The organism is Pseudobutyrivibrio sp. (assembly GCF_015057185.1).
Classification (GTDB): Bacteria; Bacillota; Clostridia; order Lachnospirales; family Lachnospiraceae; genus Pseudobutyrivibrio.
On sequence record NZ_SVEV01000024.1, the window covers coordinates 30,525 to 52,740 of the forward strand.

At 40.4% G+C, this 22,216-nt stretch carries 24 protein-coding genes; all 24 read right to left on the reverse strand.

All coding sequences use genetic code 11. The features are described from left to right. Nucleotides 1–347: 347 nt before the first annotated feature. Nucleotides 348–596, reverse strand: coding sequence for a hypothetical protein (locus tag E7276_RS10440; RefSeq protein WP_294217209.1), 249 nt, complete (start codon nucleotides 594–596; stop codon nucleotides 348–350). After that, the gene (locus E7276_RS10445) at nucleotides 587–1,372 is read right to left on the reverse strand and encodes a ParA family protein (protein ID WP_294217211.1); all 786 of its coding nucleotides are present in this window, start codon (nucleotides 1,370–1,372) and stop codon (nucleotides 587–589) included. Before E7276_RS10445 ends, E7276_RS10440 begins: the two co-directional genes overlap by 10 nt. Nucleotides 1,373–1,393: 21 nt before the next feature. Then, nucleotides 1,394–2,164 carry a DeoR/GlpR family DNA-binding transcription regulator gene (locus E7276_RS10450; RefSeq protein ID WP_294217214.1) on the reverse strand — a complete coding sequence of 257 codons (771 nt, stop codon included), beginning with the start codon at nucleotides 2,162–2,164 and terminating at the stop codon, nucleotides 1,394–1,396. 9 nt (nucleotides 2,165–2,173) lie between these two features. Next, complete coding sequence (locus E7276_RS10455; RefSeq protein WP_294217216.1) at nucleotides 2,174–2,722, reverse strand: BMC domain-containing protein; 549 nt, start codon at nucleotides 2,720–2,722, stop codon at nucleotides 2,174–2,176. 4 nt (nucleotides 2,723–2,726) lie between these two features. Then, a complete protein-coding gene (locus E7276_RS10460; protein WP_294217219.1) occupies nucleotides 2,727–4,064 on the reverse strand; it encodes a 4Fe-4S dicluster domain-containing protein in 1,338 nt (445 codons plus the stop codon). Then, nucleotides 4,064–4,330 carry a EutN/CcmL family microcompartment protein gene (locus E7276_RS10465; RefSeq protein WP_294217221.1) on the reverse strand — a complete coding sequence of 89 codons (267 nt, stop codon included), beginning with the start codon at nucleotides 4,328–4,330 and terminating at the stop codon, nucleotides 4,064–4,066. The genes E7276_RS10460 and E7276_RS10465 overlap by 1 nt, the downstream gene beginning before the upstream one ends. 10 nt (nucleotides 4,331–4,340) lie before the next feature. Then, the gene (gene pduL / locus E7276_RS10470) at nucleotides 4,341–4,982 is read right to left on the reverse strand and encodes a phosphate propanoyltransferase (RefSeq protein ID WP_294217223.1); all 642 of its coding nucleotides are present in this window, start codon (nucleotides 4,980–4,982) and stop codon (nucleotides 4,341–4,343) included. Nucleotides 4,983–5,064: 82 nt separating this feature from the next. Further along, the gene (locus tag E7276_RS10475; RefSeq protein WP_294217225.1) at nucleotides 5,065–5,343 is read right to left on the reverse strand and encodes a BMC domain-containing protein; all 279 of its coding nucleotides are present in this window, start codon (nucleotides 5,341–5,343) and stop codon (nucleotides 5,065–5,067) included. A gap of 140 nt (nucleotides 5,344–5,483) precedes the next feature. Next, complete coding sequence (locus E7276_RS10480; protein WP_294217226.1) at nucleotides 5,484–5,828, reverse strand: BMC domain-containing protein; 345 nt, start codon at nucleotides 5,826–5,828, stop codon at nucleotides 5,484–5,486. 8 nt (nucleotides 5,829–5,836) lie between these two features. Continuing rightward, entirely contained in the window at nucleotides 5,837–6,118 is a 282-nt protein-coding gene (locus E7276_RS10485) for a BMC domain-containing protein (protein ID WP_294217230.1), read from the reverse strand. A 291-nt stretch (nucleotides 6,119–6,409) separates the two neighbouring features. Then, nucleotides 6,410–6,727, reverse strand: coding sequence for a BMC domain-containing protein (locus tag E7276_RS10490; protein ID WP_294217232.1), 318 nt, complete (start codon nucleotides 6,725–6,727; stop codon nucleotides 6,410–6,412). Between the two features lie 10 nt (nucleotides 6,728–6,737). Further along, nucleotides 6,738–7,952 carry a zinc-binding dehydrogenase gene (locus tag E7276_RS10495; protein WP_294217234.1) on the reverse strand — a complete coding sequence of 405 codons (1,215 nt, stop codon included), beginning with the start codon at nucleotides 7,950–7,952 and terminating at the stop codon, nucleotides 6,738–6,740. Between the two features lie 18 nt (nucleotides 7,953–7,970). Continuing rightward, nucleotides 7,971–9,362, reverse strand: a complete 1,392-nt coding sequence (locus tag E7276_RS10500) for an aldehyde dehydrogenase family protein (RefSeq protein WP_294217237.1) — start codon at nucleotides 9,360–9,362, stop codon at nucleotides 7,971–7,973. Nucleotides 9,363–9,377: 15 nt separating this feature from the next. Beyond that, entirely contained in the window at nucleotides 9,378–10,223 is an 846-nt protein-coding gene (locus E7276_RS10505; RefSeq protein ID WP_294217240.1) for a class II aldolase/adducin family protein, read from the reverse strand. 26 nt (nucleotides 10,224–10,249) lie between these two features. Continuing rightward, nucleotides 10,250–10,675 carry a EutP/PduV family microcompartment system protein gene (locus E7276_RS10510; protein WP_294217242.1) on the reverse strand — a complete coding sequence of 142 codons (426 nt, stop codon included), beginning with the start codon at nucleotides 10,673–10,675 and terminating at the stop codon, nucleotides 10,250–10,252. Further along, entirely contained in the window at nucleotides 10,672–11,046 is a 375-nt protein-coding gene (locus E7276_RS10515; protein WP_294217245.1) for a BMC domain-containing protein, read from the reverse strand. Before E7276_RS10515 ends, E7276_RS10510 begins: the two co-directional genes overlap by 4 nt. A 1-nt stretch (nucleotide 11,047) precedes the next feature. After that, on the reverse strand, nucleotides 11,048–11,842 hold the full coding sequence (locus E7276_RS10520; RefSeq protein WP_294217247.1) for a glycyl-radical enzyme activating protein: 795 nt from the start codon (nucleotides 11,840–11,842) through the stop codon (nucleotides 11,048–11,050). 3 nt (nucleotides 11,843–11,845) lie between these two features. Then, nucleotides 11,846–14,365 (reverse strand): glycyl radical protein, encoded by a 2,520-nt coding sequence (locus tag E7276_RS10525; RefSeq protein ID WP_294217250.1) that lies wholly within the window; start codon nucleotides 14,363–14,365, stop codon nucleotides 11,846–11,848. Between the two features lie 194 nt (nucleotides 14,366–14,559). After that, nucleotides 14,560–15,420: a rhamnulose-1-phosphate aldolase gene (gene rhaD, locus E7276_RS10530; RefSeq protein WP_294217252.1), complete on the reverse strand. Its 861-nt coding sequence runs from the start codon at nucleotides 15,418–15,420 to the stop codon at nucleotides 14,560–14,562. Between the two features lie 71 nt (nucleotides 15,421–15,491). After that, nucleotides 15,492–16,166, reverse strand: coding sequence for a tRNA (N6-threonylcarbamoyladenosine(37)-N6)-methyltransferase TrmO (gene tsaA / locus E7276_RS10535; RefSeq protein WP_294217255.1), 675 nt, complete (start codon nucleotides 16,164–16,166; stop codon nucleotides 15,492–15,494). Next, nucleotides 16,167–17,720, reverse strand: a complete 1,554-nt coding sequence (locus tag E7276_RS10540; protein WP_294217258.1) for a hypothetical protein — start codon at nucleotides 17,718–17,720, stop codon at nucleotides 16,167–16,169. It lies immediately after the preceding gene. Between the two features lie 69 nt (nucleotides 17,721–17,789). Further along, complete coding sequence (locus E7276_RS10545; protein ID WP_294217260.1) at nucleotides 17,790–18,314, reverse strand: adenine phosphoribosyltransferase; 525 nt, start codon at nucleotides 18,312–18,314, stop codon at nucleotides 17,790–17,792. Between the two features lie 208 nt (nucleotides 18,315–18,522). Next, nucleotides 18,523–20,004, reverse strand: a complete 1,482-nt coding sequence (locus E7276_RS10550) for a flagellin N-terminal helical domain-containing protein (RefSeq protein WP_294217263.1) — start codon at nucleotides 20,002–20,004, stop codon at nucleotides 18,523–18,525. Between the two features lie 405 nt (nucleotides 20,005–20,409). Continuing rightward, nucleotides 20,410–21,873: a flagellin N-terminal helical domain-containing protein gene (locus E7276_RS10555; RefSeq protein ID WP_294217266.1), complete on the reverse strand. Its 1,464-nt coding sequence runs from the start codon at nucleotides 21,871–21,873 to the stop codon at nucleotides 20,410–20,412. Nucleotides 21,874–22,216: the final 343 nt, after the last annotated feature.

The following is a 22,216-nucleotide window of genomic DNA, read 5'->3' on the forward strand; positions in this document are numbered from 1 at the left end:
TTTCACCATTGTCATAGCCTATTTATGCACTCACTTTATATTAAGTAAACAATATGAGTGCACATTATCAATTAAATAAGCCCAAAGAATACACTTATTTTCCAACAAACAGTAAAACTAAGTGCACTGACCCATATATTCAAACATAATCCATACACTTATTTTCCCCCACACAACTAGAATAAGTGCAGTTCCACCATAAAAAGGGATTCTTGCAACAGAAATAAGAATTGTCGCTTAGAATAATAAATTTTTAGAATTGAAAAACGCCTACGAAAGATAAGATAACAACAAAACATCCTCATGTCAACAAAAAAGAAGAGCCTATGCTCTTCTTTTACAAAAAACTACATTAAAAATATTGGTAATTCACTGCCTACACCATAGTGAATATCAGAAGTGCTATTGCTGACAGGCCTTGCCTCCTCTGTCTTCTTAATAGAAGACTTCTTAGTATCAGGCTTCACCGTAGCCTTAGCTGGAGCCTTCTTAGTGTCCGGATTCACCGTAGCCTTAGCTGGAGCCTTCTTAGTGGTTGGAGCCTTCTTGGCAGTTGCATCTGCCGCTCTTTTTATACTACCTTTTCCTACTGACATAATTCTAATACCTCCCGTGACATTTCTAAATACTCAAGGGCGGATCTGGCATTTTTCTTATATGCCAAAATAGGCTTGGAATCATCCTGGGCCCACTCAACCTCCCTATCAATTCGTATAACCGTTTTAAAAACAGGAACATCTGCCTCCGCTAAAGTTTCTGACGTTTGCTTAAAATAATTTTTACGCATGTCAACTTTGGTAATGGCAATTCCTAAAAGCTTAAGTTTGTGATTAGTTCTCCCTGCGTTATCCACAAACTCCAACATATTTGCCAGTCCAAACAACCCCCAAGGAGAGGCTTCAACTGGGACAATAACATTATCCGCTGCTGCAAGAATATTATTAACCCATCCACCAAGTGTAGGTGGTGCATCAATTAGAATAAAATCATATTTACCTGATTTTTTCACCTTCGCCAAACAATCCTTTAAAATAGTCTGACTGCCATCCATTGAATAGAGCTTGTATTCTATCTCGCTCATCAAGGTTGATGATGGTATTAAATCTAGCCCCGGATAATCGGTATTTTGAATGTAATCCTTTAAATCATCCTGTTTTAGTATAGCAGTGTATAAATTATGACCACCGGTAGCAAAGCTCAAAACCTGGTCCTCATCAAAATATGAAAGGGATAAATTCATTTGCATATCCCCATCAATCAAAAGTACCTTTTTACCCATAGACCACAAGCTATAACCTACATTTGCACAGCTTGTAGTTTTCCCAGAGCCGCCTTTGTTGTTTGCAAAAGCAATTGTAATTGTCTTCCCCATTATTCTTCCCCTAGAACAAATCTATTCTGCATATAGACAAGGGATTCCCTTTGCCTCAAAAAATGATAACCAATCCTCTGATGGCTTTATATCTGTGACAATCATATCCACATCAGTGATTCCACTAATCTGAGAAAAAGCAACCTTATTAAACTTTGTATGGTCAACTGCCAATATCACCTGGGTTGCTGACTTGATCATTTCCTGCTTAACCTGAGAAAACAGCTCATTAGCATCGGTTATGCCTCTTTCAATATCAAGTCCCTTGCAGCTTAAAATCACCTTGTCTGCATGGTAGGAATTGATAGAGCCAATACATTTTGGTCCAACCAAAGCTAAATAATTTGAAACAAGGGCACCTCCAGTGGAAAGCACCTGCCATTCATCATTATCAGAAAGCTCAAGCAATACTTCTACAGAATTAGTTATTACTGTTAAATGCTTTTTGCCTTCACATGCCTTGATTACAGATACACCCGTAGAGCTAGGATCAATGAAAATGTGATCTCCATCATTTATGTATTCACTGACAATCTTTGCAATTTTCCTTTTGCCCTCCATATTGCTACGCTGTCTAAGCAAAAAAGGCATATCATTTTCATTGCTCTCATTTAAAATAGCTCCTCCATAACTCTTTATGGCGAAGCCTTCCTTTTCAAGCTTTTCAAGGTCACGACGAATGGTTTCCTCTGACACAGAAAACTCTGCTGCCAGTTCGGAAACCACCACCTTTTTATCCTTGTTAAGTTTTTCAAGTATTAAATTCTTTCGTTCTATTGCAAGCGCTGCCATGAAAATCTCCTATATAAAAGTTCTAACTATTTGAGGATCTGGTCTAGCAATTACTGAAGAATCTAGGAACATACCACCATCTCCTGCGCTCATTTTAGCCTTTTCTATAGCTGCTTCGCAAGCAGCAACTTCACCGGTTATAAGCATATATGATTTACCGCACATTCCCTTTGCGATTCTAAGTTCCATTAATGTAACCTCTGCAGTTTTTGCTGCCACATCGGCAGCCACTATTATAGCAGATGCATCATAGGTCTCAAGAACTCCAAGAGCGTTTACCCCATCAATTTCAGCACTACCATATATTGCTGCAAATATGGACTCATCAGGGTTTCCAAGCACAAAGCTATCAATGTATTCGTCTGACCTTGTTGCAATACCTGCCTCAACTGCAGCCTTTACAGCAGAAAGCTCGCCAGTAATCAAAGCAATATATTTACCTGGGCAAACCACCTGCGCCTCAAGTATTTCTACATCCGCTGCCTTTGCCATCTGATCTGCCGCTGTAAGTCCAGCTGAAACAGTTTTAAATTCTATCATTCCTATAGCTTTTGCCATTTTATTACCTCTTGTTTATAGTAATATAATTTTCTGTCACTTCTGTAATCTCACCCTCAATTGAAGAATGAATATTAACTGATAATCCATCGGCTGCCTTAGCAATAACGGTGTCAGCCTTTACATAGTCTCCGACTGCTACAATAGGAATTGCTGGTGCTCCAATGTGCTGTGACAGCTTTATTCTGACCTTATCTGCATACTGCAAAGTATTGTCTATCGGTGCTGGCTTGTTGTATTTATGAACTCCAAGTCGCATTTCCAGTCTATTTTCAGGAACCTTGCGATATTCTCTTGATGGTAAGACTTCTTTTGCAATAACCTCTGGAGCCTTCACACCAGCTTTTCTAAGTCCCGCCTTGTATGCAGCCATCATACTTCTAGGCTGCAAACCCTGTGGGCAAGAATATAACTCGCACACTCCGCAGGATGAGCAAAACATTGTATTAAGAAATGGCTCAACACTTTGAAAATCCTTGTTGGCTGCAAATCTCATAAACAAATGTGGCTCAATCGGATGACCTAAATTATGTCTTGGACAAAGGTCTGTACATGTCTGACACTGACAACATGCCGATGCTGCCCTTGCCAGGCTAACCTTAAAATTCTGATTCTTTTTTTGAACCAGTGAATGATTTTTATCGAGTACTATGATTGCATTTGTTGTTTTTGTAACTGGAGCCAATTCTGATGAAAATGAACCCATCATAGGTCCACCAATAAGATAAACCGGATTCTTGCAAGTAACTGAACCTGCAAGTGCTACCACATCCTTAATTGACATTCCTATTGGTACCTTTACGGTAACTGGATTTTCTACCTCACCTACAACAGATACATATTTGCTACTGGTAGGCTCACCAAGAAAAATAGCTTTATAGGCATTATATAAGGTTTCTACGTTAAAAACCGCAACACCCTGCTCAATAGGAAGTCCTCCTGGACGAACCTGCCTTCCAGTAGCTTCATAAATTGTAACAACCTCATCTCCCATTGGGTATGAGCTAATTAATTTATGTACCCTCATTTTACAAGGCAAATCAGTTGCCTCACTGAGATGATATTCTACTGCCTCTACCGTACTTTCGTATTCACCCTTAATTGCAAATACAACCTCATCAGCCCCTACCGTATTTGCGATAGTAGCTACAGCCTTAATGATTACCTCAGCATAGTCTCTCAGCAGTTGTCTGTGAAGCTTTAATAATGGTTCGCACTCAGCGCAGTTAACAACGATGACCTGTATCTTATCTGTGAGCTTACCATAGGTGGGAAAACCAGCTCCACCGGCTCCAACTATTCCATTTTCTCTAAATAATTTTTTTAGCTCTTCAACATCCATTATTTAAGCTTCCCTACGTCATCAATTATTCCAACGATTGCTGCATCTACTGGTGAATCTGGTCCTTGTGCTCCTACTCTAGCACTTGATCCAGTTGTAACAAGAACATATTCACCAACTCCAGCACCAATATTGTCAACGGCTACTATTTTTTCGCCACCATTTCTCATTCCTGAAAGAGGCTCAACAACCATAAATTTATTTCCTACAAGGGATTCCATTTTTCTGGTAGATACTACACTACCTGTAACCTGTGCAATTATCATGGCCTACCTCCTATTTTATAATCATTACTTTATTGTTTGGACCAATGCCAGAAGCATTAGCCTCATCTGTATCTATATGCATCTCCAATGTAAAGCTCTTGTCGACGCGGATTTTAACCTTGTTAAAAATGGTTCCTCGTTCGTTATCAACCTTTACACTGACGTAATCTCCGTCTTTAACCTGTGCTTTTGCTGCATCCTCAGGAGACATATGAATATGTCTTGCTGCAACGATGCAACCCTCCTTTAAATAAATCGCTCCTTTAGGTCCAACAATAGCTATTGGCGCAGAACCAGCAGTATCTCCAGATTCCCTAACTGGAACAGTTATTCCTAGTTTTCTAGCGTCAGTTACGCTTATCTCTACCTGATTTGCTTTTCTTGTTGGTCCAAGAACTCTAACGTTCTCTATAGCTCTAAGTTTCAAGCCAACAATTGTAACACATTCTTCACAGGCATACTGACCGCCCATCAATTCCTTTTTCTTAGTAAGCTGATGACCAGCCCCAAAAAGAGTCTCAACAGCTTCCTGTGTCAAATGAATATGACGATTTGAAATGCCCACAGGTACCATAAAACCTGTATCCTGATATGTATTTCCCAATACTTTTATTACTGACCTAGTAATTAATTCGATATCTTTTGTTTCCATCTTCTTCTCCAGTAATCTCTGGGCCCAAGGGAGGGCCCAGATTAATGATTAAAAGTTTACGTAAAGTTTTAATACCCAGATGTTATTTGATTACTGGTAAAATTGCTTCTACATCTGTGTGTGGTCTTGGGATTACGTGTGAAGCAACAAGCTCACCAAGTCTCTCTGCATTTGCTGCACCAGCCTCTACTGAAGACTTAACAGCTCCTACATCACCACGTACCATAACTGTTACGAGACCAGAACCGATCTTCTCTGTTCCAACAAGTGTTACGTTGGCTGCCTTACACATTGTATCAGCTGCCTCGATTGCTGCTGTAAGACCTCTTGTCTCAACCATTCCTAATGCTTCCTGTGCCATTTTGTTTACCTCCTTGAATATTTAAATAAAGCGGATTTCCGCTTATTCACTACGGGAAAGCTAGGCCCATGCAAATTGCCTTCGGCAATGGGCCTGCTGTGGCAAACAGGTTCTCCCCACAAGTGGGTCCCCCCTATTTGCTATACATCTAGTGGAATCCAATCTGCAATTGTCATACCATTTTGCTGCTTGCGACTAGCTGACAGCTCAACCATCTTTCTGGTTTCATCAGCAGGACTTGCAATGACTCCATTATTTGCCATAATTAGTCCCTCTCGCTTGCAGGCATCGCAGGCTGCTTCTACTGCAGCTTTACAATTGCTGACCGTTCCCTCAACAATAACTGTAACAAGTCTACCACCCAGTTTTCTCTCCCATGTAACAAGGCTAACATCAGCAGCCTTACACATAGCGTCAAGAGAATCAATAGCTGCGGTAACACCTGATACTTCAATTAATCCGTAAGAAGTTCCTTTGTTACTCATAAGCCATTCTACTTAGAAAATTTTGGAAGAATTTTCTCTACGTCTGTGTGTGGTCTTGGGATTACATGCTGAGCAACAAGCTCGCCAAGTCTTGAAGCAGATGTTGCACCAGCCTCAACTGAAGCCTTTACAGCTCCTACATCGCCACGTACCATAACTGTTACAAGACCAGAACCGATTTTCTCTGTGCCTATGAGTGTAACCTCTGCAGACTTTGTCATTGCATCTGCAGCCTCGATTGCTGCTGTAAGTCCTCTTGTTTCTACCATTCCTAATGCTTCCTGTGCCATAAATTTTTCCTCCATTTAAATGTTTAATTATTACTTGTTACTATTCACAGCTTCATTATTTTTCTTACATGATTCTTATTGCTATCAAGTATAAGATGTAATCAGCCATAAGTTCTTAGTAAATAAGTATTCTGAAATGAACTTTTCGAGGACTGTTTGAGCGAAGCGAGTTCCGCAGAAAAGTTCAGAGCTTTGAAGAATACTTATGAACTTAGAACTTATGAGCACATCTATACTGATAGTAATAAGAATCATGTTCTTCAAAGCTTGATTATTGTGAATAGTAACTACTTAGTTTTTATCGAATGCGCAGATGCCAAGCATCTTAAGGGTATCCTGGGTTGGGCGGGCGATGATGTGGCTTGTTACTACTCCTGTGGTAGCCTCGGCCACGGCGCGTCCTGCCTCAACTGCTGCTGTGACATCCTCTACAGTTCCTCTGAATTTGATTGTTACTAAAAGTGGAACTGGAAGTGAATCCGCATTCGCTGGTTTGTTTTTGTCAAATGGTTCTAGGGTAACGTTTGCTGCCTTTACTCCAGCATCTGCTGCCATGAATGCACATACAAGTCCGAATACCTCTAGAATACCTACTGCTCTTTCATCCATAGTTTTGTACCTATGCTAATTCTTCTGCCATGACTGCAATCTTAAGTCCAGTCATGCTTGCTGCTTTCTGGAAGGCTTCATCAATTCTGCTAAGTGGATACTTGTCAGTGATTAACTCATTCATTGGAAGTCCAATTGCTTTTGCTCCCTTAAGGAAATCAAAAGTAGTAACGTAATCACGAAGTGTGTATACCCAAGAACCAACCTCTGTAAGCTCCTTTGAGCAGATATCAAAGTGTGGATTGATTGTTGCATCTCCTCCATTGATGAAGAATCCCAACTCACAAAGACCACCACCGTTTCTGATGAATTTGTAGATGTTTGAATGTCCTGCTGGTGAACCAGTACACTGGAATCCAAAGTCTGCCAAATGTCCACCGAAGGCATCATAAACTCCCTTTGTAAGTCCTTCAATTCCGTCGAAATCCTTGAAGTTTGCTGTGCCAGTTGCACCAAGTCTCTTAGAGAATTCAAGTCTCTGTGGATTTCCATCTACTGTAACGATGTTTTGAATTCCAAGTGTTTTAAGTACTGCTACGCAGATAAGACCAATAGGTCCACAGCCCTGAACAACAACTCTTGAGTTAAATCTAAGAATTCCTGTAGACTTTGCACGCTCTACTGCATGAATTAATACTGCGCAAGGCTCAATTAAAATTCTTGAATCAAGGTCAAGCTCTGATACATTGAAGAATGTCGATCCAAGTCCACCTCTTACTAAAATGTAGTTTGCAAACCAGCCATTTGCATGGACATCATCATCTGGAAGAAGTCCATATACATCGGCTCCACCAACGTTTTTCTTATTCAGGTCAAACATTGTGATTTCTGGATCATCCTTGAAAATCATACATGTAACAATCTTGTCACCAACGTGAACTGGCTTTCCTGCTGAGTCCACTTTTACATTTTTACCCATTTTCACGATTTCACCTGTTCCCTCATGACCGAGAGCAACTGGAATGAGTGAGAATGGATCACGTTTATACTCGTGCACATCTGTTCCACAGATTCCGCATCCTTCAACCTTTACCAAAAGGTCGTCATCTCCAACCTCTGGCATTGGATATTCTTTAACTTCCATTTTGCCAAGCTGTGTTAAAAATCCAACCTTTACAGTGCTTGGAATTGGTCCAGAAGCAGTACCTGTGCTAGGTCCGTCGCCATTTAAATTATTAAGTACTGATTTAACAATAGCTTCGACCTGTGCTGCATTCATTTCCATTTCATTTCCTCCTTGTTTTTATCGAATACAAAGACTATCGCTCATTGTGCAACGACGTCTCTTTGTAAATGTTGCTGCTGAAGTAAGTCCCTCTCCTGTTCTTGATGCAATAGTAAATGTTGGGAAGCCTTCGCCACCAAATCCTAGTGCTGCATAGCTTGGACCATTCTTTACTAGGATTGCTGTGTCTAACGCTCTAGCATATTCTGTAATTCTGTCCACATTCTTTGAATGAATATGAGCTGAATGTCTATTGCCATGCTCTAGCCATACTGATGTAGCAACACCTTCTTCGAAATCCTTTACTCTGACAACTCCAAGAATTGGCATCATAAGCTCTGTTGAAATAAGCTTGTGCTCCTTTGGTCCTTCAAAAATGATGCATCTAGTTCCCTCTGGTGCCTCAACACCCACCATTTTGAGAAGTGTTTTGGCGTCTCGACCTACGCATTTACGATTTAAAACGCCCTTCTCATTCATTACTGTTGCAACAAGCTTGTCCTGAACGTCCTTTGAAGCAACATAGCAACCATTTTCCTCAACCATGTATTTCATAAGCTCATCGCATATTGAACTAACAGCAACTACTTCCTTTTCTGCTATACATGGTAAATTGTTATCAAATGTGCATCCATTAACAATATCCTGTGCTGCCTTACGTATGTCTGCTGTCTCATCAACGAATGCTGGTGGATTTCCTGCGCCTGCGCCTATTCCTCTCTTTCCACTTGAAAGAACTGCTGTAACTACTCCAGGACCACCTGTTGCTACAAGAAGTGGAATATCCTTGTGCTTCATCATTATTGCTGAAGTATCAAGTGTTGGCTTTGCTACTGTAACTGCAATGTTGTCTGGACCGCCACACTCTAGTGATGCTTCATTGCAAATATTGATTGCAAATTGACTTGTTTTTACTGCCTGTGGATGAGGATTGAAAACTACTGTGTTTCCTCCTGCAACCATTCCCATTGTATTGCAGAGAACTGTTTCAGATGGATTAGTGCAAGGAGTGATTGCTCCGATTACACCAAATGGTCCCATCTCTACAAGTGTAAGACCTCTGTCACCTGACCATGCAAGTGTCTTAATATCCTCTGTACCTGGTGTCTTTTCAGCTACAAGTACATGCTTTAAAATCTTGTCTCCCACATTTCCCATGCCAGTTTCCTCAACACCCATGCGGGCAAGTGTCTCGGCATTTTCCTTAATCTTCTCACGAATCTTAGAGATGATTTTTTCTCTTTGATCCATAGACATTCGAGAGATGATTTTCTGTGACTTCTTAGCTTCTTCAATGGCTACATTCATGTCATCAAAAACTCCATGACAGCCATCCTTTTCAGACTGAACCTGAAGTGTAGTCATTACTGAAGTCACAATGGATTGAATTTGGCTTTCACTTAAATTCATTTAATTCTCCTTGGCTTACATGTTTGCCAAAATGCTCTTAACAATTGCTGCTACCTGGTCCTCTGAAACTCCCTTTGAACCAGCACAAGTACTATCTCCTGAGAAATCATACTGATAACCAGGCATTGTTCTGTCGATGTCTCCACAAGAGCCACCGCAGTTATGACAATTAGTACCACCCTTGTTTAAGCAAACATTTGCTGGATGCTTTCCTGGCATACCAAACTTCTGACGAATCTGATAAAGCTTCTTGATGTTTGCCTCATCAAATTCCTTAGGTCCGCCAAGCATCTTTGACTTGTAAAGAAGCTCTGCGTAGAACTCTAATGATTCCATCTTCATGTAAGCTGCATTAAGGTCTGTTGACCATGTAAGAGCACCATGATTCTCAAGAAGAACTGCATCGAAATATGGTAAATATTTCTCAAGGTTGTCAGGAATCTCCATTGTTGATGGTGTGCCGTACTCAGCGATTGGAACACATCCAAGAGCGATAACTGCCTCTGGCATAATTGGCTGAGTAAGTGGAATACCAGCAATTGCAAATGCTGTACCATACATTGGATGAGCATGAACTACTGAACCAACATCTGGTCTCTTTTCATAAACTCTCATGTGCATCTTGATTTCTGAAGATGGCTTGAAGCCTTTATTCGCCTGAATTACATTTCCCTTCTCGTCTACCTTGCAGATGAACTCAGGTGTCATAAAACCTTTTGAAACACCAGTTGGTGTACAAAGGAACTCATGATCATTGAGCTTTACAGAAATGTTTCCATCGTTTGCTGCAACCATGTTACGGTTGTAGATTCTTTTGCCGATTTCACAAATCTGCTTTTTGATTTCCATTTCGTTTACCATTTTTATAAATCCTCCTTCATTTATTACTAATTATTTAGGTAATCTAATATTTCACCTACGCCCTCTCCCTTGAGTGAGTTAACGTGAAAAATCTTTTTAACCCCCGCTAGTTCTAACCATCTGTCTGCCAGCGGAACATTGGCATCGTCTTTATCTATCTTTGTAACAATGCCGATGCATTCTCTGTTTGCCTGTGCACTAACTCCCGGTGGGAAAAGACTGTATGGCTCGTTTGCCGCCACAAGAATTCCTACCACATCTGCTTCATAGGTATATAAAGCAAGAGCTTTTCCAAGTCGATGACTCTGGGCATATTCACCTGGAGTATCAATTACCGACTCGTAATTGTGCACGTCTTGAGTTTTGTAATAGTGAATCTCCTCACCTCGCAGTGCCTGTGTTAATGTTGTTTTGCCTGCGTGGCTTCGACCCATGAGAATCAATTTTCTCATGTTTTTGTTACCTCACATACTGTATAGCCAAGCTTGTTTTTTACATATTCAAGCTGTGCCACCATTGCCGCTTCAACCTCACTGACTGTCCCCGTAAAAATCAGTGAACCTGAAAATCTATCTACGAAACCAATTTGAATTCCACTGGCTTTCATAGCAATGTCTGCCATAATGATTGCTGTCTCTGACGGTGTAACTGTGGTCACTCCAATAGCAGCCTTGGCATAATCAAGCTTAGGATCAAGTCCTAGCTTTTTGTATAGTACCTCGTCTGGACTGGCGATAATGTGCGCCAAGGTCACCTGACGTCCCGGTACATATTCCTGGATGATTCGTTGATACTTCTCATCCTCAATATTTAAGTACTCCACTTTAGCCTCCTATCTGACAGTTTAGACTAGTAGAGTTTTCAACTGCCTTTTTTAGCATTTCCATATGGTCATTTTCTGGTGGAAGAATATCTCCCATTGGATAACTACGATTTAATCCATCGTATTTGTCCTGACCTAATCTGTGGTAAGGAAGCAAATGTATTTTTTCTACTCCCTTTAGCTTGTCAGCAAATTCTGCAATGCTAACAATTTCTTCAACTGAATCATTGAATGTTGGTATAACAGGAACTCTAATTACAAGCTTTGTCATACCGCTTTCAGCAATCTTCCTTGCATTCTCAAGCATCAGTATGTTGTCTCTACCGCAGAATTCTTTGTGTTTGTTTGGATCCGTATGCTTGATATCCATCAAATATGTATCTAATACAGGAAGAATTTTTTCTATTACTTCGAATTTAGCGCATCCCATGGATTCCATTGCTGTATTAATTCCAGCTGCCTTTGCTGTTGCAAGTAACGCATATGCGAATTCTGGTTGACAAAGGCTCTCACCTCCCGAAAGAGTAAGTCCTCCGCCAGAGCGCCAGTAATAATGGGAATCCCTCCTAACAGTTTTCATAACCTCTTCAACCGTTACATCTCGACCAATGGTTTTAGGCTTCCCATCAACCATCATTGTTTCGATTTCATAGCTTTGAGATTCTGGATTACAGCACCATCTACATCTCATGACGCATCCCTTGAGAAAAACTATTGTGCGAATTCCGGGACCATCATGTATGGAGTAACGCTGAATATCAAATATTCTGCCTTTAATCTTTAATAAATCATCCATCTTCTAGAACCCCATTTCAGTTCTCTTAATGATGTCATCCTGCAAGCTCTTTGATAGGGTTGTAAATAATGCGGAATATCCTGCTACTCTAACTACCAAGCCCTTATATTTCTCTGGGTGAGCTTGAGCATCAAGCAATGTTTCTTTTGACACAACATTGAACTGCATATGCATTCCCTTTTGGTCAAAGTAGCTACGAATTAAACTAACAAAATTGTTAAGTCCCTCATCTCCTGAAAGAGCTGTTGGATGGAATTTCATGTTATAAAGTGTTCCATTACTTGCTATTCCATGGTCAAGCTTTGCAACTGAATTGGCAGCAGCTGTAGGTCCATGTGTATCTCGGCCTGCCGATGGTGATACTCCATCTGCCACCGGTGTTCCTGCTAGACGACCATCTGGTGTAGCTCCTGTCTGGGCTCCAAGTGGAACATTAGCAGATACAGGATAAAGTCCTGCTTGGAACTGACCTCCTCTTGGATTGTGATATTTTAAAAGCGGTTTGGTGTAGGTATAAGCTACATCTCTTGCAAAAGCATCAACCTCTTCATCATCATTTCCAAACTTAGGAGCTTCCAAAATCATCTGTCTGATTTCTTTGTATCTAGCCTTTTCCTCTGGTGTAACGGATGCTATGACAGCCTGTACTGTTGCCTCAACCGATTTAGCATCTGGAACAACACCCTTGTTTGCCATGCTTATTGTTGCCTTGCCTGCCAATTGAGCAATTGAATTTTTCTCTAGGTCTTCTCCAAAATTAAACGTCAAAGCTCTCTTTAGCTCTGATAATGTGAATTTCTTTTCTTTGAAAACTAATTCCTTGATGGCATATAAGCCATCTGCCATATTTGCTATTCCAAAGCCCTGTGGACCTGTAAAGTTGTAAATTGCTCCACCTTGCTCTGGCGTCTTTCCTCGCTTCACACAATCATCAATCATAGTCGAAAGGAAAGGTAGTGGAACTCGCTCTGCATGAGCTTGGTCTATGGCGTTATCGGAATTAACTAGCAGTTCTATAAAGTAATTCATCTGAGTCTTATAGGCGTCATAGAATTCATCAAAGGATGTCATTTCCTCAACTGCCTTTGTCTTAGGACCAATCTGTTCTCCAGCATCAACTCCCTGTGAAAATACAAGCTCGACAGGTCTGCACATATTAAAGAATGCTGCATCATGCCAGCCCCATGTTTTTCCCTGGACCTGAGGCTCTACGCAACCAATAATTCCGTAGTTTCTTGCCTCCTCCATTTTCACTCCCCTGTTCATTAGGGATGGAATAATAACTTCATCATTGTAGTAAGCTGGAAGTCCCACACCTGTACGTGTAACCTCTGCTGCTCTAATCAAAAGCTCGTGAGGACTACCGTTCCAAACTCGAATTGAAAGAGAAGGCATTGGCAGATGTACATGAATTGATGCGTCTAAGCACATAAATGAAATATCATTTGTAGCATCTAAGCCTTCTGTATTCTGACCGCCAACGATAAGATTCTGAAAAAGTGAATAGCCTGCAAATCCCTTTGCACTTTCTCCATCTCTGCATTTATTTAAGTCATTAAGCTTTATCCAAATACAATCAATTAGTTCCTGAGCAAATTCTCTTTTTATTGCACCCTTTTCAATATCAGCCTTGAAATATGGATACATATACTGATCAAATCGACCTGGTGAAATTGAATGTCCACTTGATTCTAGCTGTAATAGCTGCTGTATAAACCAAAATGACTGACAAGCCTCATAAAATGATGTAGCAGGCTTTGCTGGAACTCTTCTACAATTTCTTGCAATCTGTTTTAGCTCTGCAGCCCTTATAGGATTTGTTTCCTTTGCTGCCATCTCTTCTGCTCTAACAGCATATCGATTAGCGTAATCAATAACTGCCTGACAGCTGATTAACATTGCCTGCAGTAATCGGCTTTTTGTGGAATAATTTGCATCGCCAGGCTTTACAGTTTCAAGCTCTGCTGCAATATCCTTCATTATTCCTTCGTAACCCTTTTCTAGTACCTCCCAGTACTTTACAGTCACATGTCCAACGCCATTGTAGAAATAATTACCTGTTGTAAACATGTTGTGTTCCATTGCCTTGATGGTTTCCGGAGCCATATAGCTAAGGGCTAATTCTGAAGTAGTGCGGCCTTTCCAATATTTGTCAGCCTCTTTAATTTCCTCAGCTGTTTTTCTTTCTATATGAAATTTATCAGCTTCTCTAGTTTCAACAGTATCAAACTCTTTTTCTAACCACTCATAAGAAAACTCAGGATATGTCTGGCATCCCCTAGGAGCGATTGTTGTACTGCCAACTATAAGCTCATCATCTCTGATAATAATTGGGATATTCTCCAAGATATGTTTGAAGGCCAAGGCTCTTCTAATGACCATAGGCTGACCTTCTGTTTGTTTATAAGATTCCGTAATAAGAATTGCACGAGCAGACTCTATCTCAGGCATCTTCGCAAAAAGTGCCTCTTTTAAACGATTGATTCTGTCTGTTTTGTCACATCTAGTGCTATCGTAAGTCATATCTCCCTCCAATCGGAATTAAACCCACATTTAATCCCACACAATCCCACATTTCTTAATTGGAGTATATGACTGTTTTTGACTACTGTCAACAAAGTTCACAATTTCCGGCACAATGCAACAAAAAACAACGTGAATTTTGTACAAATCCACGTTGTTTTACTTTTGTTTATTTTGTTTTTTGTTTTAACTAATTACATGTATAACTCGTCATCACACTGATAATTAAGGATGTCCTCGTTTAATGTAACACCGAATTCCTTGCCGATTGCACGAAGATTATCATCAGTAATTGCCTGAATTGGTCTTCTTCCACCATTTGCTGCAAGAGCATATGTTGCAATCTGAGCAGCTTTTTCGATTGTATGCATAAGTCCAAATGCTGTATCAAAGTCTGGGCCAGAAACAAAAAGTCCATGGAACGCCCAAATTGCAGCATCATATTTTTCCATCTCTGCACATGTTGCCTTTGCAATGTCCGCTCCGCCTGGAACCATCCAAGGTACCACGCCAACACCTCCTGGGAATACAACGCAGCACTCTGTAGCTGACTTCCAAAGCATACGAGTAAATACCTCTGCTCTAAGTGGAAGCACCTGAGTAAGTGCAATGATAAATGGTGTATGAGCATGATAGATAACTCTATTTGCACCATTTGTAACTCTCTTTCTGATAGAGTGGTTCATAAAGTGTGTAGGGAACTCAGATGTTGGCTTGCCGCCATCCTCAAGACCCCAAACTATTCTATAGCTGTCTCCAGCATCATTAATCTCAACAATAGCAATATTGTTCTGTGGTTCTAACTCAACATTCTCAAGGAACTTGCCTGATCCTGTTGTGATGAAATACTCACCCTTAAGGTTGTCAGCCTGTACTGGCATCTTAACCCACTCACCAGGTGTATCCTTGAAAAATCTAGCACAATACTGCACCTCTTCCTCACGCATACGATATGTTAAATTTCCACCGTTTCTCTCATGCCATCCCTGACGAACGCCATCGTGGCACATATGCATAAAATCTTCGATTACTTTCTCATTGAAAATTGTTCCCATTTTAATTCCTCCTCGTTTTAGCTTTCACTAAAAACCACTTTCTTTTCTAATACCATTGTATTCAACCACCATTACAATTCAATAACGTCAGTTACAATAAGTTTATCCTCATTTGCACTAAACACAATATCATAATTATGGTATGCAAGCCTGAATTCTCGCTGTTTTCCTCTATCATAGCCAGCTCTTGGATCCTGCAAAAGGACTTGATTTGCAGAAGTTCTTATCTCCTCAGGTAATCTGTTTAGAAGTTCAGCAGGAAAATCTACCTGAATCTGTGCCCCCTTGGAAAGCTCATCTGTGAATCCGCCTCTAGCATCTGGATGAGCATCTGCATAGGGGATATAGGGTTTGATGTCATAAATCGGAGTGCCATCTAGCATATCTACGCCACTGACAATAAGAACAGTTCCTTCTATTTCACTATGTTCAACTGATACTAGTTTTACAGATGAAAGCCCAATATTGTTAGGTCTAAATGGCGATCTGGTTGCAAAAACCCCCATATGCTTTTGACCACCAAGTCTAGGCGGTCTCACAGTAGCTCCATCCAGTGGTTTGTTTTTAGAAAACCCCCACAGCAACCACAAGTAGTCGTAATCGGTTATTCCCTCAATATAATTAGGATCCTTAAATTCTGGTTCAAATATAATACGTCCAACTTCATCCACAAGTCCGCTTTGTCTTGGAATTCCAAATTTTTGAGAAAAACCGGTCTTTATATGTGCTATTTTCTTTAGTTCCATTTATTTCCTCTCATTTATGCCTAACTTAAACACATAAATAAATCTATATTTACCGCCATTTTCACGAATAGCCTCTTCAACTCCTCCACATGCCCCCGAAGCAATAAGCGACTCGCACTGAGATAAAAGCCTAAGCGTACATAAATACTCTGCTCCTAATCGAAATCCTTTACCCATTTCCTTTGTATCTGCACCATGTAATGATGCCAAAAGTTTCCCAGGCTCGATTGTAAATCGTTCCTGATCTGTATATATCAGCCTATCGCCATAAGCTCTTTTCATTTCTTCAAGGATTTCTGCATCCTCTGTTGCAAGATAAATATACTTGTATGGATGTTCTTTTTCTACCTCAGTTATCTTTTCTATTACCTGTTCTACCGTTGCATGAACAGGATGTCCTGGGAATTTGGTCTTTTGATAATCAGTACCTCTGACCAGTACACCAAGAGTATTTTGGGAATCGGTCATTATCTTTCCATGATTAGCAATATATTTTTCCACCTTTTCATTGTATAGGCCCTGACTCCAATCAAGCTCAGTATCAGCCGGTGTATTCTCTCTAAAAATATGACGCATTATTGTAAGGCAGTTTGCATTTGGTGATATATAGACATTTTTGGCTTCTTTCACCATATCCATAGATGCCCCACCAGGCTGATTCATAAATTTGCCCCAAATATCATCACCCTCAAAATCACTATACATATTATCTGTGGAATTTATAATATAAAACACTGGCTCATATCCACGACTCTTTGCAAATCGAGCCATATTAAAAACCTTATCCTGAATACCAAAAATTCCTTCTATGGAAAAATGACCATCTATAACAAAAAACTTTTTATCCGGGTATTTTTCTCCAAAGTGACGAAGATTGTTAAAACAGAAAGTGTACGTCATTACCTCTTCTAAAAGAACAATTCTTTCACTGGTTAATCGGGAAATATCTTCGTTTTTAGGCATTCTATCTCCAACATGTAGTACATTATCACTGACACCATCCAGTAAAACTCCCTGGTCGCTTGGTGACCAATTAGATTGAAGTATTATCTCCTTTCCTCGAAGACCCGGGAGAACATTTCCCATAATCTCCCATTCACCACATAGTACCACTCTCTTCCCAGTCCATAGCGGAAGAGCCTTACGATATAATTCTACTGCAAATTCATTTAATCCATAGAAAACAATAGCATCATACTTGTTCAAAAAAGATAAGTCTGGTTCTCCCTGTCCGTACATGTGCAAATAATATGATGGCACTGCCTTTAAAACAGTCAAGTAATTGCCATCCTCATCGCATACTATCCAAGTCATCTCCTTATCAGTTCTGAAAAAAGCATCCTTGAACATATCAGCTGATACAGGAATCCTAATATCTGTAACCTCGGCATCTCCCACCATAGATTCATAGGTCAAATGCTTTAACCCATTTTCAGAAACCAACTCAATAATGGCATTCCTTCCGTGTTCCTCAAAAAACTGTCTTTGTTTTTCTACTGGCCAAACCTCATCTCCATCAAACGTAAATATTTCTGCATTTACAGTAGTAACCATTTTACCTCCCCATAAACAAAAATTCAGCGGTCATCAAAAGATAATCGCTGAATTTTAAAGATTCAATGTTTATTTTCCCTCATAAGTAACCACTGAAGCCACATCATATTTTGCAAGCTTCTCACGTCCGTTAAGTCCTGCAAGCTCCATAAGGAATACGATTTTGGCAACCTCGCCGCCAAGCTCCTCGATAAGTTCACAAGCTGCCTCAATAGTACCGCCTGTTGCAATAAGGTCATCAACTACAACAACCTTCTGTCCTGGCTTGATAGCATCCTTGTGCATCTCAATTGTAGCTGTGCCATACTCTAAATCGTATGTCTTCTCAATTGTCTCGCAAGGAAGCTTGCCTTTTTTACGAATGAGAACAAATGGCTTGCCAAGTGCGTAAGCAAGAGGTGCACCAAAGATAAATCCGCGGCTCTCTGCTCCTGCAATAACATCAAAATCAACTCCATCAAGAAGGTTGATCATCTCGTCAATAGCGAGCTTGAATCCTTCTGCATCCTGAAGAATGCTTGTGACATCTCTAAACATAATACCTGGCTCTGGAAAATCCGGAATAGTTCTTATGTAATCTTCAACTTTTTTCATTACGACTCCTTCTATGCATAGCCCCAAATTTTTCCCCTCTGGAAAGGCTCATGCTTAAGTCGGATAAAAAGATATTATCCTAAATTATTATACAGTTTTCTTTAATATATATCAATACCACGGTTGGTTACAATGAAAATGGCGCCCCCGTAGGGACGCCATTTTTTGGATAGCACTCGAAGTACTAATGCGTTTGGCCACGCTAATATTACTGAAGTATTGAGAGAACACCCTGTGTTGACTGATTAGCCTGAGCGAGCATTGACTGGCCTGCCTGAGTAAGAATATTATTCTTACTGTATGTAACCATCTCGTCAGCCATATCTGTATCACGGATACGAGATTCAGCCGCTGTAGAGTTCTCAACTACGTTATCAAGGTTTGCTATAGAGTGCTCCAGTCTATTCTGGATTGCACCAAGGGCAGATCTTTGTGCTGATACCTTGGCCACAGCATCTGCAATTGCATCGATTGCGTATGTTGCTGCTTTGCCTGTATCATCAGATACATTGAGTCCGTTAATACCCAAATTCTTTGCGCTCATTGTCTCAATCTCTACACCAATCTTGTTGGTCATGTCAGCATCAGCACCAACATGGAGATTAAATACAAGAGAATTCTGAGTTGTTACAGAACCACGTGTGATAGTGAAGTTGACAAATGTAGCTTCTGTTGATGTACCATCAGCTTTCTTTGTAATCACCTTTTCTGATTGCCAATCTGCTACAGTTGCGCGTTTATCGGTAGCGCCAATTGATGAAGCGGCTGCAAGTTCGGTCTTAACCTTTGCATATGCCACTGAGGCTGTTATGAGTGTCTTGTTGTTCTGGTCAATACCTGAAATTACATTGTCAGAGAAAACAGATACGCTTAATCCGTTGTATTCAAGTGTTGATCCAAGAGAAGCAAGACTCATAATCTTGGCTGCTGTAATATGTGCCTGAGAAATGTCAGTTGTATCATCAATTGTATATGACTTACCATCGATCGTGATAACGCTACCTGTAGCAAGTTGAGGTACTGTACCTGCTGAAGAAACAGTTCCTCCTGCCTCTGGCATTGATGTTGGTTGTGAATTTCCCATACCAATCTTTAGAGCTACCAAAGCCGCTGTAACAGATTTTGCTCCAATTCCATATGTTGTGCCTCCAATTGTATAGGTGTCACCTATCTGGAGCTGTTTCATCTGGAATGTTGCCTTTGTGGTGTTTGAAGTCAAAGTACCAGCTAAGCCCGCATCGTGAGCTTTTACCCTGTATTCTTTTTCTCCGTTTCCGCCCTTCAGCAAGTACGTTTCGTTAAACTTTGTTGTCTCAGCAACACGATCGATTTCTGTAGTAAGCTGATTAATCTCATCCTGGATAGATGATCTATCAGACTCACTATTTGTTCCGTTCGCTGCCTGAACTGCTAACTCATTCATACGCTGAAGCATAGAATGTACTTCTGTAAGGGCACCCTCGGCGGTTTGTACTGCCGAAATACCATCTGATGCATTGGTTGAAGCCTGATCTAGACCTCTAATCTGCTTTCTCATTTTTTCTGAAATTGAAAGACCAGCTGCATCATCTGCTGCACGGTTAATTCTGAATCCTGAAGATAATTTCTCAATCGATTTAGACTGAGCACCTGCTGTGATATTAAGCATTCTTGAAGCATTAGCTGCCTGCATATTGTGTTGTACTACCATAATTTCTACCTCCTTGTAGATACTCTCACGATTCCATTCATGAGAGATGCAAAATTGTTAATTGCATAACATTACTAAAAATTCTAAAAGTTTCATGATTGGAAACGCTACATACTTTAGGCTGCATTCCCGTATCTATATAACAAGTGGTGTGACCAACCACCACGTTGCTACCAGAGAAGAAATTAAAGTAGTATAGCTTTATTTAGTTTTAAAGCTTCTATAGATGATTTTTATCATCTATTCCTTTTATCGGAGAACATTTTAAAAACTTTAGCTTTTTTACACACGAAAAGGGGACCTCCTTTCGGAAGTCCCCTAATGTACTAGTATTTAACTAGTCTGCGCGAAACAATTATTTGGATAAAGAATCTTTAAGCTGCGCTTAAAGCTACTGTTTTGTTATTATCCAAGGATTGAAAGTACGCCCTGTGTAGACTGGTTAGCCTGTGCAAGCATAGCCTGGCCTGCCTGCTGAAGAATGTTATTCTTGCTGTAGGTAACCATCTCATCAGCCATATCTGTATCACGGATACGAGACTCAGCTGCGTTAGTATTCTCAACTACGTTATCTACGTTAGCGATTGTATGCTCTAATCTGTTCTGAATAGCACCAAGTGCAGATCTCTGCTCTGATACCTTAGCTACTGCATCAGCGATTGCATCGATTGCATATGTAGCAGCCTTACCTGTATCATCAGATACGTTAAGTCCATCGATACCGAGGTTCTTAGAGCTCATTGTTTCGATTGTAACACCAATCTTGTTTGTCATGTCAGCATCAGAACCAACATGAAGATTGAAGTTAAGTGCATTCTGAGTTGTAACAGAACCACGTGTAATTGTGAAGCTCTGGAATGTAGCCTTGCTTGTGCCTTCTCCAGTTTCAACCTTAACAGCATCTTCTACAGATGCACGTGTTCCAGTAGCACCAATTGAAGAAGCTGCTGCAAGCTCTGTCTTAACCTTTGCGTATGCAACTGTTGCTGCAATAAGTGTCTTATTATTCTGATCAACGCCCTTTGAAACATCATCAGAGAATACTGTTACGCTCTTGCCATTGTACTGGATTGTAGATCCTGCACTTGCAATAGACATAATCTTTGCTGCTGTAATCTGTGACTGAGTCATATCTGTTGAATCAGCAATTGTATATGACTTGCCATCGATTGTGATTACACTACCTGAAGCAAGCTGAGGAACTGTACCAGTACCAGATGCATCGTATGTTGCAGGCTGTGAAGCTGGCTGTGAGCCTCCCATACCAATCTTCAAAGCTGCAAGAGCTGCTGTAACCTTCTCTGCACCAATGCTGTATGTTGTTCCACCAATTGTGTAAGAATCACCAACATTGAGGGCCTTCATCTGGAATGTAGCCTTTGTTGTGTTAGAGATAAGTGTTCCGTCAAGACCTGCATCATGAGCTGCAACTCTAAGAGTCTTCTCACCATTGCCACCCTTAAGTAGGTATGTCTCGTTGAACTTTGTTGTCTCAGCAACACGATCGATTTCTGTTGTAAGCTGATCAATTTCGTCCTGGATAGAAGAACGATCAGACTCACTGTTTGTGCCGTTGGCAGCCTGTACTGCTAACTCATTCATACGCTGAAGCATTGAGTGTACTTCTGTTAAAGCACCTTCAGCTGTCTGTACTGCAGAAACACCGTCCTGTGCGTTTGTAGATGCCTGATCAAGACCTCTGATCTGCTTACGCATCTTTTCAGAAATTGAAAGACCAGCTGCATCATCTGCTGCACGGTTAATTCTGTAACCTGAAGAAAGTTTCTCAGTTGACTTAGCCTGATTTCCAGCTGTAATGCTGAGCATTCTAGAAGCATTAGCTGCCTGCATGTTATGTTGTACTACCATAAAATTCTACCTCCTTGTAGATACTCCCTGGATTCCTTTCCTGGGAGAAGTGCCTTTGCACTTGATTGTTAATAAATTACATCTATAATCAACACAGTACTCGCGCGACATACTGTATATGATTACCTCAATTAACAAAAAGTTTTTGCCTAAGAATACAATTCAAAAATAGAATAAATCCATGCACAAAAAATTTTCAATTGTAAAGTTGCAATTGATAAATGGAAATAAAACTTGATATTAATCTTCGATTCTTAACATCCTTGTCCTGATATCGAAATATGAATAATGATATGATGTTGAAAATTCTCAGATAATGAAGTCCTTTTCATTTATCTAACGT